General features: G+C 74.4%; 13 protein-coding genes. All 13 read left to right on the top strand.

What is annotated here, in order from left to right:
• Window positions 1-119 precede the first annotated feature (119 nt).
• The 13 genes from AB0H28_RS14975 to AB0H28_RS14915 all read left to right on the top strand — a co-directional run bounded on the left by AB0H28_RS14975 (window position 120) and on the right by AB0H28_RS14915 (window position 12,927).
• Window positions 120-1,466: a class I adenylate-forming enzyme family protein gene (locus tag AB0H28_RS14975; RefSeq protein ID WP_358039245.1), complete on the top strand. Its 1,347-nt coding sequence runs from the start codon at window positions 120-122 to the stop codon at window positions 1,464-1,466.
• Window positions 1,467-1,685: 219 nt separating this feature from the next.
• Window positions 1,686-1,949, top strand: a complete 264-nt coding sequence (locus AB0H28_RS14970; protein ID WP_091056030.1) for an acyl carrier protein — start codon at window positions 1,686-1,688, stop codon at window positions 1,947-1,949.
• Window positions 1,949-2,194, top strand: coding sequence for an acyl carrier protein (locus tag AB0H28_RS14965; protein ID WP_358039243.1), 246 nt, complete (start codon window positions 1,949-1,951; stop codon window positions 2,192-2,194). Before AB0H28_RS14970 ends, AB0H28_RS14965 begins: the two co-directional genes overlap by 1 nt.
• Window positions 2,187-3,317, top strand: a complete 1,131-nt coding sequence (locus AB0H28_RS14960) for a beta-ketoacyl synthase N-terminal-like domain-containing protein (RefSeq protein WP_358039241.1) — start codon at window positions 2,187-2,189, stop codon at window positions 3,315-3,317. Before AB0H28_RS14965 ends, AB0H28_RS14960 begins: the two co-directional genes overlap by 8 nt.
• Before the next feature lie 86 nt (window positions 3,318-3,403).
• Complete coding sequence (locus AB0H28_RS14955; protein WP_358039692.1) at window positions 3,404-3,895, top strand: hypothetical protein; 492 nt, start codon at window positions 3,404-3,406, stop codon at window positions 3,893-3,895.
• Window positions 3,892-5,511 carry a class I adenylate-forming enzyme family protein gene (locus tag AB0H28_RS14950; protein ID WP_358039238.1) on the top strand — a complete coding sequence of 540 codons (1,620 nt, stop codon included), beginning with the start codon at window positions 3,892-3,894 and terminating at the stop codon, window positions 5,509-5,511. Before AB0H28_RS14955 ends, AB0H28_RS14950 begins: the two co-directional genes overlap by 4 nt.
• On the top strand, window positions 5,508-6,737 hold the full coding sequence (locus AB0H28_RS14945; RefSeq protein ID WP_358039235.1) for a beta-ketoacyl-[acyl-carrier-protein] synthase family protein: 1,230 nt from the start codon (window positions 5,508-5,510) through the stop codon (window positions 6,735-6,737). Before AB0H28_RS14950 ends, AB0H28_RS14945 begins: the two co-directional genes overlap by 4 nt.
• A 77-nt stretch (window positions 6,738-6,814) precedes the next feature.
• Window positions 6,815-7,912 (top strand): 4-hydroxyphenylpyruvate dioxygenase, encoded by a 1,098-nt coding sequence (gene hppD / locus AB0H28_RS14940; RefSeq protein ID WP_358039232.1) that lies wholly within the window; start codon window positions 6,815-6,817, stop codon window positions 7,910-7,912.
• A gap of 5 nt (window positions 7,913-7,917) precedes the next feature.
• Window positions 7,918-8,841: a phytanoyl-CoA dioxygenase family protein gene (locus AB0H28_RS14935; RefSeq protein WP_358039229.1), complete on the top strand. Its 924-nt coding sequence runs from the start codon at window positions 7,918-7,920 to the stop codon at window positions 8,839-8,841.
• A gap of 2 nt (window positions 8,842-8,843) precedes the next feature.
• Window positions 8,844-9,641 carry a DUF3050 domain-containing protein gene (locus AB0H28_RS14930; protein ID WP_358039226.1) on the top strand — a complete coding sequence of 266 codons (798 nt, stop codon included), beginning with the start codon at window positions 8,844-8,846 and terminating at the stop codon, window positions 9,639-9,641.
• The gene (locus AB0H28_RS14925) at window positions 9,638-10,609 is read left to right on the top strand and encodes a thiamine pyrophosphate-dependent dehydrogenase E1 component subunit alpha (RefSeq protein ID WP_358039222.1); all 972 of its coding nucleotides are present in this window, start codon (window positions 9,638-9,640) and stop codon (window positions 10,607-10,609) included. The genes AB0H28_RS14930 and AB0H28_RS14925 overlap by 4 nt, the downstream gene beginning before the upstream one ends.
• Window positions 10,609-11,574 (top strand): transketolase C-terminal domain-containing protein, encoded by a 966-nt coding sequence (locus tag AB0H28_RS14920; protein WP_358039219.1) that lies wholly within the window; start codon window positions 10,609-10,611, stop codon window positions 11,572-11,574. The genes AB0H28_RS14925 and AB0H28_RS14920 overlap by 1 nt, the downstream gene beginning before the upstream one ends.
• 3 nt (window positions 11,575-11,577) lie before the next feature.
• Window positions 11,578-12,927, top strand: coding sequence for a hypothetical protein (locus tag AB0H28_RS14915; RefSeq protein ID WP_358039216.1), 1,350 nt, complete (start codon window positions 11,578-11,580; stop codon window positions 12,925-12,927).
• Window positions 12,928-13,069 lie beyond the last annotated feature (142 nt).

Here is a 13,069-nt window from a genome sequence, read left to right as displayed (position 1 = left end):
GGAGAAGACCCGACGTAGGGTTCCGTCAACTCCCACGTGGAGCGGGTCTCACGTATTTCTAGGCTGGGCGGTGGCGGGTCGTGACCGGGGTGGAAGATCCACAGTCGACGGTAGGTTGGGTGGACGACATCCTGCTCACGGGTCCGGCGGGCGACGTCTGCCTGCGGCTTCCCGAACCGGTCGACCGGGGCACGCTGCGCCGGCTGGTCGGCGAGGCGCAGGAGCGGCTGGTCGGGGCCGGGCTGCGTCGCGGCGGAGCCGTCGCGCTGCGCCTGCCCCCGTCGCTGGCCTACGTGGCGCACCTGCTCGCCACCTGGCGGGCCGGCGCCCAGGCGGTGCTGCTCGACCACCGGCTCACCGACCACGAGGTCGACCGGGCGCTGCACCGGCTCCAGCCGCAGGTGGTGGTCGCGCCGGTGCGCACCGGCGGCGGCGCGCTGCGCGTGTTCGTCGACGTCACCGCCGGGGTGCGCGCCTGGTCCGACCGGCCGGCCGGCAGCCCGCACGCGGTGATCCAGCTCAGCTCCGGCTCCACCGGCCCGTCCAAGGTCATCGGCCGCACCGCTGCGGACCTGGTCGCCGAGGTGCGCCGCTACACCGAGATCGACGGGGTGGCCCGGCCCGGCGAGCGGATCATCCTGCTGCCCAGCATGGTGCACGTGCTCGGCCTGGTCGGCGGCCTGCTCTACGGGCTGCACGCCGGCGTCGAGCTGTGCCCGCCGGAGCGGCTCAGCGGCGACGCGGTGCTCGCCGCCGTCGCCGCCCAGGACACCCCGGCCACCGTGCTCGGCGTGCCGTTCCACATCGGTCTGCTCGCCTCCACCGTGCCCACCGGGCCGCTGCCCCAGCTCGCGCGCATGACCACCGGCGGCGAGCTGGTGCCCGCCGCGGTCGCCCGGGCGTTCACCGACCGCTACGGCGTCCCGCTGGGCAACATGTACGGGATGACCGAGGTCGGCGTCATCGGCACCGACCTGTACGGCCGCCACCGTCCGGCGATCACCCCCGCCCCCGGCATCCGGGTGCGGGAGCAGGACGGCGAGCTGTGGGTGAGCTGCCCGGCGAACCCGTACGTCGGGCTCGCCGACCCGACCCGCTGGGCCGACGGCTGGCTGCACACCCGCGACGCCGGCACCGTCGACCCGGACACCGGACTGGTCACGATCAAGGGCCGGCTCGACTCGCAGGTGTCGGTGGGCGGGCTCAAGGTCGACCTGACCGAGGTGGAGGCCACCGTCGCCGGGCTGCCCGGGGTCACCGCCGCGGTGGTGGTCTGGGACGACGGGATCAGCGCCTACGTGCAGCACGACGGCGCGCTGACCGAGGACGCCCTGGACCGCCTGATCGCCGAGCGGTTGGCCGGCTTCAAACGGCCCCGCGCCCTGCACCTGCTGGAGCAGTTGCCCCGCACCACCACCGGCAAGCTGGTCCGCTCCGTCCCGACGCTGCGGGACGCCGTCTCGTGACCGGCCCGCTGCGCGAGCACGACCACGACCACCACCGGACGCCCTCGGGCCGTCCGGCGTACCCCGATCCCCGCCCCGGACCGGCCGGGCGGCGCGCCACCCGCGCGCCGCAGGCGCCGCCGCGTCAGCTCCCGTGCGACGCCGGCGGCCCGGCCGGCCCACCCGGACACGGTGTCCCGACCGGGCACCGGTAACTGGTAGCGAAATGAGGTCACACCCATGCGCGACGAGGTCCGCACCTTCGTCATCGAGCAGCTCGCCGACATGAACTACGACGTCGAGGAGATCGACGACGCCACCACCCTCGGCCCCTCCGGCGTCGACCTGGAATCGCTGGCGCTGGCCGACCTCGCGGTCCGCGTCGAGGACCGCTACGGGCTGAAGTTCGCCGACGACGAGTCGGAGAAGCTGGCGTTGATGACGGTCGGCGAGTTCACCACGATGGTCGCCGACCGGGCCGCCGCGAACAGCGACCACTCCTGATGCCCGGTCAGCCCGACCTGGGGCGAGCTGACCTGGTGAGCATGCTCGCCGAACTGACCGCGAAACCCGCCGACCAGGTGCCCGACCGGATCGGCTCGATGGAACTGGCCTGGCTGGTGCATCTCGTCGAGCAGCGGTACGACCGCCGGCTCGACCTCACCGACGACCAGCTCGCCGGCATCCGCACCGTCGACGACGCGCTGGCGGTGCTCCACACCTCGCTCACCGCTCCCGCAGATGGCTGAGCGGGCCCTCGTACGGATCACCGGCATGCACGCGGTCAGCGCCCTGGGCAGGGGCGCCGACGCGCTGCTGGCCGGGGTGCTCACCGGCGCCCCGGCGTTCACCCCGGTGCGCCGTTTCGACACCACCGGCCGGCGGGTCACCGTGGCCGCCACCCTGCCCGAGACCGGCACGCTCGCCGAGGAGCTGACCGACGCGATCGACCGCGTCGGGCGGGCCGCCGGGCTGGCCCCGGCCGACCGGGCCGCCGCGGCGCTGTTCCTGGCCACCCACGGCGGGCCGCCCACGCTGCCCGTACCGGTTGACGTGGCGGAGCCGACGACGCCGGCGCTCGCCGGTCACCTGGCGGCCCGGTGCGGACTCGGCGGACCGACCCGGGTCTACACCACCGCGTGCGTCTCGGCGAGCACCGCGGTCGCCGACGCCGCCGCGCTGATCCGCCGCGGCGACCTGGAGCGGGTCGTGGTCGCGGCCGGCTACCTGGTGGAGCCCGACCAGTACGCGCTGTTCGACGCCGGCCGGGCGCTCGCCGCCGACGCGGCGGTACGCCCGTTCAGCGCCGGCCGCAAGGGGTTGCTGCTCGGCGACGGGGTGGTCGCGGTGGTGCTGGAGTCGGGCGGCGCCGCCGCCCGGCGCGGCGTGGCGCCACTGGCCACCGTGGCCGGGTGGGGCCGGGCCGGGGACGCCTACCACGCCTGCCAGCCGGACCCGGGCGGGAACGGCCTGGCCCGGGCGGTCGAGGCGGCGCTGGTCCGCGCCGGGGTGTCCCCGGCCGCGGTCGGCCACGTCAACGCCAACGCCACCGGCACCCCGTACAGCGACGCCTCCGAGGCGGCGGCGCTGCGGCGGGTCTTCGGCGATCGGGCCGGGCGGCTGCCGGTCAGCGCCACCAAGTCGGTGCACGGGCACGCGCTGGAGGCGTCCGGGCTGCTCGAACTGGTGGTCACCGTGCTGGCGCTGGGGCACGGCACGCTGCCGCCCACCGCCGGCTGGCTGGCCGCGGACCCGGACTGCCCGCTGGACGTCGTCCGCGACGCCCCGCGCCCCGCGGCCACCACCCACGCCCTGACCCTGAACGCCGCGTTCGGCGGCGCGAACACCGCGCTGCTGGTGAGTGCCCCGTGACCGCCCCGGCGCATCCCACCCCGCGACCGTGCGGCCCCGACGACCCCGGCGAGAACGCCGACGCCGCGCGGCCGGCGGCATGGCGGGTGCTCGCCGAGGCGCGGTGGCCCGAGGCCGGGGACGCAGACGCGCCGGCGGTGCCGGGGTTCGTGCACTCGCCCTTCGCGCCGCTGGTGGTGGCGGTCGCCGAGCGGTGCCTCGGGCGGCGGCACCCGAGCCGGCCGCTGCCGGCCGGCAACCGGACGGCGGTGCTGCTGGTCAGCGCGAGCGGAGACACGGCCGCGGCGGCGCACGTGCGGGCCACGGTGGCCGGCGGTGGGCGGGTCGGCCCGCTGTTCTTCTTCCAGTCGGTGCCGAACAGCGTGGCCGGGCACGTCGCGGCGCGCTGGGGACTGGACGGGCCGGTGGTCTGCCTGAGCCCGACCGGCGACCCGCGGGCCGACGGCGAGGCCGCGGCCGACCTGTTACGCCACGACGGCGACGCCACGCAGGCGTTGCTGATCCTGATCGAACTGGCACCGGACGGTACGCCGGGCGAGGCGACCGCGGTGCTGCTGGGGGAGGGGACACGTCAATGAGGACGAGGGGACTGCGCGGCGCGCTGGCCGCCGACACCGAACTGGGCGCGGGCAACGTGCTCGCCCGGGTGCTGGCCCACGGCGCCGACCCGGACGGCCCGGGGCTGGTGTTCGACACCGCCGTGGACGGCCGCCCCGCCGAGACGCCACTGACGCTCGGCGAACTCGACCGGCTGGTCGCCGCCCGGGCGGCCTGGCTGCACGAGCGCGGGGTGCGTCGGCGCGACCCGGTGGCGGTCTGGGCCGGCACGGCCGCCGACACGGTGCTGTCGTTCCTGGCGCTGACCCGGCTCGGCGCCATCCCGGCGCTGATGAACGGCAGGCTGCGCCCGGAGATCGCCGCCGAGTACATCCGCCGGCTGCGCGCCGCCGGGGTGCTCGCCGACGCGGAGCACGCCGCCGCGCTGGCCGGGCACGACCTGGGCGCGCCGCTGCTCGGCGAACCCGCGCAGGCCGGCGGCGGGGACCCGGACGCCGCGCCCGCGCACTACCGGCACCACCCGGACGACCCGATCGTGATCACCCACACCTCCGGCACCACCGGCGTGCCGAAGGCGGTGCTGCACTCGCACGCCAGCCTCTTCGCCGCCACCCGGCACCTGCTGTCCATGCCGCAGGCGCAGGGCACCTCCCGGATCCTCAACGCGCTGCCCGCCCCGCACACCGCCACTGTGCTGATGGTCAACCAGGCGTTGGGCAACCGGGCCGAGATGTTCCTGCTCTCCGAGCAGGGCGGCGAACGGGTCCTCGACGCGATCCAGCGGTGGCGCCCGGACGGCGTCTTCGGCTTCTCGGTGACCTGGGCCGAGCTGGCCCGCTTCGACCTGTCGGGCTACGACCTCGACTCGGTGCGGCTGTGGTTCAACACCGGCGACTGCTCACACGAGCCGCACGTGCGCCGGCTGGTCGCGGTCGGCTCGCGGGACGTGGTGACCCGCGAAGGGGTGACCCGGGTGCCCGGCTCGGTCTTCATCGACGGGCTCGGCTCCAGCGAGATGGGGCACTCGATGTTCCACGTCACGCACACCGTCGACACCAACCACTACGGCCGCTGCGTCGGCCGCCCCTACCGGTTCGCCACCGTCGCCGTGCTCGACGCCGAGGGCAACGAGCTGCCCGCCGGCCAGGTCGGTTGGCTGGGCATCGACTCGCCGTCGCTGTTCCGCGGCTACTGGAACGACTCGGTCACCACCTACCGCTACCGGCTGCGCGGGTGGTATCTCACCGGTGACCTGGTGTACGCCGACGACGCCGGCCGCTACTACCACCTGGACCGGGCGGTCGACTCGGTCGAGGTCGGCGGGGGGAAGCGCTTCTTCACCGCGCTGTCCGAGGAGCGCATCCTCGCCGCCTGCGCCGACGTCACCGACTGCACCGTGGTGATCGTCAAGGCGGACGACGGCACGGTCACCACCGACGTGCTGCTGGAGCTGGCCGCCGGGGCGGACCCGGCGCGGGACCGCACCGAGCGCATCCGCGCCGCGCTCGGCACGGACGTGGCGGCCACGCTGCGCCGGGTGGTGCCGGTGAGCGCCGACGACATCCCGGTCACCGTGACCGGCAAGGTGCGCAAGGTGGCGCTGCGTGAGCGCTACCTGACCGAGGCGCCGTCGTGACCGCCCTGATCACCGGCATGGGGTTGTTCACCCCGGCCGGGCGGGGCGCGGCCGAGACGTTCGACGCGCTGCTCACCGGCCGGTCCGGGCTGTCCCGGCCGCCGCAGGGGCACCCGGCTCACGACAGCCTGGAGGTCGCCGGCGTGCTGCCGCCGATCGACCCGCGCAGCGTCGCCTCCGGACCGGAGACGAAGGTCCTCGACCGCGTCGTGCTGCTCGCCCTGATCACCGCCGCCGAGGCGCTCGCCGACGCCGGCATCGAGGTCGGGCGCGACGTCGACCCGGAGCGGACCGCGGTGATCGTCGGCGGAGTCGGCGGGATGTCCACGCTGGAGAGCCAGGTCATCGCCCGCGCCGAGCGGGGCCGGGCCGCGGTCAGCCCGTACCTGCTCACCGGGATCCTGCCGAACATGCCCTCGGCGCGCATCGCCATCGCGCACGGCATCCGCGGCTACAGCTCGGCGGTGGGCACGGCCTGCGCCTCCGGCGCCCAGGCCGTCGCCGACGGGGTACGCCTCATCCGCGCCGACGAGGCCGACGTGGTGGTCTGCGGGGCGAGCGAGGCGCCGCTGTTCGGCACGTTCGCCGACACGTTCGGCAACGCCCGGGCACTGGCCCGGGGCTGGGACGAGCCCACCGAGGCGAGCCGGCCGTTCGACAAGCGCCGCAACGGGTTCGTGCTCGCCGAGGGCGCGGCGCTGCTGGTGCTGGAGCGGACCGGGCACGCCGCCGCCCGGGGCGTCACCGGCTACGCCGAGGTCGCCGGCTTCGGGGCGAACACCGACGCGTACCACCCGACCGCGCCGCGCCCGGACGGCGCCGGCGCGGCCAGGTGCATGCGCCGGGCCCTGGCCGCCGGCGGGATCGGCCCGGCCGACGTCGGCTACGTCAACGCGCACGGCACCGGCACGAAGCTCGGCGACATCGCCGAGACGACCGCGCTGGGCGAGGTGTTCGGCGTGGGCGGCGTGCCGGTCAGTTCCACCAAGGCGCTGACCGGGCACCTGCTCGGCGCCTCCGGGGTGCTGGAGGCGGCGGCCACCGCGCTGGCGCTCGGGCGCGGCCAGTTCCCACCCACCTACCACCTGGACGACCCGGACCCGGAGTGCGAGGCGGACCACATCCGCGCCGTGCCCCGGCCCAGCCGGACCGAGCACGCGCTGACGAACTCGTTCGGGTTCGGCGGCCAGAACGTCAGCCTGCTGCTGCGCCGGGTCGCCACCTGAGGCTCGAGGTTGACCGGACTCCACCCCGGGCGAGGCGTCCGGGTCGCGATCACGGGGGGAAGAGGGGAAGAAAGGCCATGCACGTCAACGGCATAGACCATCTGGAACTGTACGTGGGGGACGCCCGGCAGGCGGCCTTCTACTTTGACAACGCGGTCGGGTTCCGGCTGCACGGACAGGGCGGCCCGGAGACCGGGCTGGCCGGCCAGCGCTCGCTGCTGCTGGCGCAGGCCGGCATCCGGATGCTGCTCACCACCGGCCTGTCCGCGGAGCACCCGGCGGCCACCTACGTGCACCGGCACGGCGACGGCATCGCGGTGGTGGCCCTCGCGGTCGACGACGCCGCCGGGGCGTACGCGGAGCTGGTGGACCGCGGCGCGACCGCGGTGACACCGCCGCGGACCTACACCGGCCCGGACGCCGAGGTGGTGATCGCCGAGGTCGGTGGCTTCGGCGACGTGCTGCACCGCCTCGTCGAACGGCGTGGCGACCGCAGCGTGTTCCTGCCCGGCGCGATCGAGCCGGTGGCCGTCGCGGACGGCGACGCGCTGCTGGCCGAGGTCGACCACCTGGCGGTCTGCGTGCCGCCCGGGCAGCTCGACGAGACGGTCGCGCACTACGAGAAGGTGTTCGGCTTCGCCGAGATCTTCGCCGAGCACACCGAGGTCGCCGGCCAGGCGATGAACTCGAAGGCCGTGCAGAGCCCGTCCGGGCAGGTGACCCTGGTGCTGCTGGAGCCGGACACGAGCGTCCGACCCGGCCAGATCGAGGAGTTCCTGCGCTGGCACGCCGGTGCCGGCGTGCAGCACCTGGGGCTGCGCACCGACGACATCGTGACCGCGGTCAGCGCGCTCGCCGACCGGGGGGTGCGGTTCGCCCGTACGCCGGGCGCCTACTACGACGACCTGGAACAGCGGGTCGGGCGGTTGGACGCGCCGGTGGACCGCCTGCGCGAGCTGAGCATCCTGGTCGACTCCGACCACGACGGGCAGCTCCTGCAGATTTTCACCGAGTCGATGCACGTGCGCCGCACGCTGTTCCTCGAACTCATCGAGCGGCGCGGGGCACGCACCTTCGGCAACGGCAACATCAAGGCGCTCTACGAGGCCAAGGAACGCGAGCTGGCCGCGGCGGGGGCGATCCCCGCCGCCGCGGCCGGAGGGTTGGAGGGGTAGGGCCCATGACCACCATCGACACCGGGCTGACCGCCGAGGAGGAGGCGCTGCTGCCCTCCGACGACGACGTCCGGCACTACGCCGAGCACGGCTGGTACCTGTCCAAGAAGCTGTTCACCGACGACGAGGTCGACGAGTTGGTGGCGGCGACCGACCGCTACTACGCCGGGGAGCGCGACCGGCGGCTGCCGCTGCGCCCGCCGAAGCTCGCCTACTGGGAGCCGTCGCGCGGCGACGTGCAGCGGCACAACGACTACGTCCACCACGAGCACGACGGGATCGCCCGCATCCTGCGCAAGCCGCTGATCGGGGCGGTCGCCGCCCGGCTGGCCCGGGCCACCGAGATCCGGATCTTCCAGTCCACGCTGATCTGGAAGCCGCCGATCGCCGGCGAGCCGTCCAACATCGTGCCCTGGCACTTCGACAAGCACTACTGGGCGTCGTCGTCGTCGGAGGACATGCTCACCGCGTTCATCCCGTTCCACGACTGCGGCGAGGAGATGGGCACCATCACCATGGTCGACGGCTCGCACCGGTGGCGGGAGATCGGCGCCGACGACACCGTGGTCCGGCACTTCGCCGACCGGGACCGCGACCAGCTCGAGACGATGCTGGCGGAGAACGCGGCGTTCAACCACGCCGAGATCCGCAAGGTGCCCATGGTGATTCCGAAGGGGCACATGAGCTTCCACCACTGCCGCATCTATCACGGCAGTGGCGCCAACGTCAGCGGCCGGCCCCGGCGGGCGGTGTCGCTGCACCTGCAGGACGGCGCGAACGCCTGGCGGGAGTACCCGCTCTCCGACGGCACGTTCGCCGCCTACAACCACGACGCGCTGGTCCGCCGCACCCACGACGGTCGGCCGGACTACGCGGACCCCGATTACTGCCCGGTCATCTGGCGCGACCGCGCCCAGCAGGGAGGCTGACAATGTCACGGTACGACTGGGGAAAGACGCACCCGGGCATCGAGCGGCTGGAGCGGGCGGTGACCGAGCGCCGCGACGTGGTGGTCAAGCACCCGCTCTACGCCAACCTGGACACCCACGAGGCGCTCGTCACGTTCATGGAGCACCACGTCTTCGCGGTCTGGGACTTCATGTCCCTGCTGAAGTCGTTGCAGCGCCAGCTCACCTGCGTCACGGTGCCGTGGATTCCGACCGGCCCCACCGGCAGCCGCCGCCTGATCAACGACATCGTGATGGTGGAGGAGAGCGACGAACTGGGTGAGGGCTACATCAGCCACTTCGAGCTGTACGTCAACGGCATGACCGAGGCCGGTGCCGACACCACCGCCGTGAACCGCCTGGTCGACCTGCTGCGGGCCGGCCGCCCGGTCACCGAGGCGCTCGGCGCGGCCGGCGTGCCGGCAGCCTCCGCCGCGTTCGCCGGCACCACCTGGCGGATCATCGAGACCACGCCGGTGCACTGCCAGGCGGCGGCGTTCGCGTTCGGCCGGGAGGACCTCATCCCGGAGATGTTCACCCAGGTCGTCGCCGTCAACGAGCGCAGCAACCGGCTGAACACGTTCGTCGACTACCTGGAGCGGCACATCGAGGTCGACGGCGAGCAGCACACCCCGATGGCCATGCAGATGCTCGCCGACCTGTGCGGCGACGACGACACGAAGTGGCAGGAGTGCGCGGACACGGTGAACTCGGCGCTGGCCGCCCGAGCCCGGCTCTGGGACGACATCCTCGCCGCGATCAAGGAGGGCCGCCCGGCGTGACCGGATCCGACCCGGCCGCGCTCTACCGGACCGTCCGGCTGATCCGCCGCTTCGAGGAGCGCGCGATCGAGCTGGTCGACGCCGGGGAGATCGTCGGCGGCATCCACCCCTACCTGGGCCAGGAGGGGATCGCCGCCGGGGTGTGCGCGGCGCTTCACGCCGACGACCTGGTCACCGGCACCCACCGCGGGCACGGGCACGTGCTCGCCAAGGGCGCCGACCCGGCCCGGATGCTCGCCGAGCTGTGCGGCCGGGTCACCGGGCTCAACCGGGGCCGGGGCGGGTCGATGCACGCCGCCGACTTCGGCGTCGGGGTGCTCGGCGCCAACGCCATCGTCGGGGCCGCCGGCGCGATCCTCACCGGAGCGGTGTGGGGGCGCCGGCGGCGCGGCGCCGACATCGTCGGCGCGACGTTCTTCGGCGACGGCGCGGTCAACGAGGGGATGCTGCTGGAGGCGTTCAACCTGGCCGCGCTCTGGCGGGTGCCGGTGCTGTTCGTCTGCGAGAACAACGGCTACGCCACCACCATGCCGGTCGCCGGCGCGGTCGCCGGCACGATAGCCGGGCGGGCCGCCGCGTTCGGCATGCCGGCGACCGCCGTCGACGGCCAGGACCCGGAGACGGTACGCGCGGCGACCGCCGCCGCCGTCGCGCGGATGCGCGCCGGCGGCGGCCCGGAGCTGATCGAGGCGCACACCTACCGGTTCGACGCCCATCACACCTTCGAGCACCGGGTACGCCTCGACTACCGGCCGCCGGAGGAGGTGACCGCCGGGCGTACCCGGGACCCGGTCGACATCGCCGGCGCGCGGCTGGCCCCGGCGATGCGGGCCGAGGTCGACGCGTCCGTCGAGGCGGTCCTGGCCGCCGCCGTCGACTTCGCGCTGGCCGGCCCGCACCCGGACCCGGCGACCGCTCTGGACCACCTGTACGCCAGTGGGCTGACCGCCCGGACCGGAGGTGGCTGATGCCCCGGCTCTCCTACCGCAGGGCGCTCACCCGCGCGCTCGCCGACGAGATGACCCGCGACGAGTCGGTGGTGGTGCTCGGCGAGGACATCCGGGTGGCCGCCGCCAACGTCACCACCGGCCTGCTGAAGAAGTTCGGCCCGGAGCGGGTGCGCGACACCCCGCTGTCCGAGCAGGCGTTCACCAGCTTCGCCACCGGGGCGGCGCTGGCCGGGGCCCGCCCGGTGGTGGAGTTCCAGATCCCGTCGCTGCTGTTCCTGGTCTTCGAGCAGATCGTCAACCACGCGCACAAGTTCCCGCTGATGACCGGCGGCCAGTGCGCGGTGCCGGTCACCTACCTGGTGCCCGGCTCCGGCTCCCGCACCGGGTGGGCCGGACAGCACTCCGACCACCCGTACGCGCTCTTCGCCCACGTCGGGGTGACCACTGTGGTGCCGGCCACCCCGGCCGACGCGTACGGCCTGCTGGTCTCCGCGATCCGCTGCGACGACCCGGTGGTGGTCTTCGCCCCGGCCGGCGCTCTCGACCTGCGGGAGGACGTGCCCGAGCCGGCACTGGTGCCGTTGGGCCGGGGCGTGGTCCGCCGGGCCGGGGACGACGTCACCGTGGTCGCGGTGGGGCACCTGGTGCACGACGCGCTCGCGGTCGCCGAGGAGCTGTCCGGCCAGGCGTCGGTCGAGGTGTTCGATCCCCGCACGCTCTACCCGTTCGACTGGGACGGTCTGCTCGGGTCGGTGGCCCGCACCGGCCGGCTCGTCGTGGTCGACGACGGCAACCGGTCCTGCGGGATCGCCGGCGAGATCATCGCGACAGTGCTGGAGCGGGTGCGGCTCGCCGCTCCACCGAGGCGGGTCACCCGGCCCGACGGCGCGGTGCTGCCGTTCGCGCCGGCCCTGGACCGGGCCGTGCAGCCCGGCCGGGAGCAACTCACCGCCGCCATCCAACTGACCCTCAAGGACGGATGAACGATGGACCCGAACTACTCGTGGCCGCCGCTGGACGCGGCGTGGAACGACCTGCCCGACTCCACCCGGTCGGCCATGGTGACGGCCGGTGCCGGCGCCTGGGAGAAGATCTTCCACGGCCGGGCCACCTACAACAACCAGTGGCGGCTGGCCCGCCCGCCGGTGCTCACCTCGGACGCGTTCCGGGAGCTCAACGAGGTCTGCGACCGCATCGCCCAGCTCATCCTGGAAGCCTGCTGCCGGCGGGCGCGCACCGCCGACGAGCTGCGCCGGCTGCTCGACGTGCCGGAGGGGGAGACCCGCCTGCTCGACCCGGCGGAGGAACTGCACGAGGGGCTGCTCGCCGCGTACCGGCCGGACGTGTTGTTCTCCGGCGGTGTGCCGTGCATCGTGGAGTACAACATCGACAGCAGCCTCGGCGGCGGGTTCGACGCCGACACCGTGATCCAGCGGTACGCGGACCTGTACCGTGACGCCGGCCTGCTCGACCGGGCGCGGCCTGCGCCGTCCCTGCTGGACCAGCGGTTCGTCGCCATCCGGGACACCCTCGGCCTGCCCGCCGGCGCGCGGGTGGCGTTGCTGTTGGACTTCGATGCCGACTATCCGGGGCTGGAGACGCCGGAGATGTTCCTCCGGATCCTCGCCCCGCTGACCGACCAGGCCCGGCCGTTCGGCATCGACCTGGTCATCGCCTCGGTCGGCAGCGCCACGCTGGACGACGAGCGGCGGCTGGTGGTGGGCGGCGCCCCGGTGGACGCGTTGTTCCGGCTCTTCGTGCCCAACCGGGTCACCCCCAGCGCGGGCCTGGACGCGGTGGCCGGCGCGCTGGCGGCCGGGACGCTGCCGATGTTCGTCAGCAGCGCCGCGTGGCTGCTCAGCAACAAGCTGAACTACGCCTGGCTCTGGGCCGACCTGGACCTGCTGCCGGAACCCGACCGGGCGCTGGTCCGCCGCTACGTGCCGCACACCGTCGCGCTCACCGCCGACCAGCTCGACCGGGCGCTGGCCGAGCAGGCCGACCTGGTCGCCAAGCCGTCCGGCGGGTCGGCCGGGCTCGGCGTGCTGATCGGGCCGGAGATGAGCGAGGCGGCCTGGGCGGCCGGGGTACGGGCCGCGATCGACGAGGGCGGTCACATCCTGCAGCGCTACCACGAGGCGGACCGGGTGGCGATGGACTTCGTGCGGATCGAGACCGGCGAGACGGTGACCGCCGACGTCCCCTGGAGCCTGGCGCCGTACCTGTTCGGCCGCACCGCCTCCGGCGCCCTGGCGAGGGTCGGCTACCCGGGTGGCGAGGGCGTCCTCAACCTGGCCCGAGGCGTCCTCCTGACCGGCATCCTCCTCACCGACTGACCGTCGGGGGTGGTGAGGAAGGCGGACAGGGGGGCGATCAGGGCGGGGGCGCCACGGCGATGTTGTTGTGAGGCTCGCGGGCACACGCCGGGTGGGGCGCGGGACACGGTGGCGGCCAGCAGCTCGTTGGTCTCGGTGACGA

Origin of the sequence: Micromonospora sp. NPDC050980 (assembly GCF_040653835.1) — a bacterium.
Taxonomy (GTDB): Bacteria; Actinomycetota; Actinomycetes; order Mycobacteriales; family Micromonosporaceae; genus Micromonospora.
The sequence above is the reverse complement of the archived record's forward strand: the minus strand, read 5'-3'. Positions and strand labels throughout refer to the sequence as shown.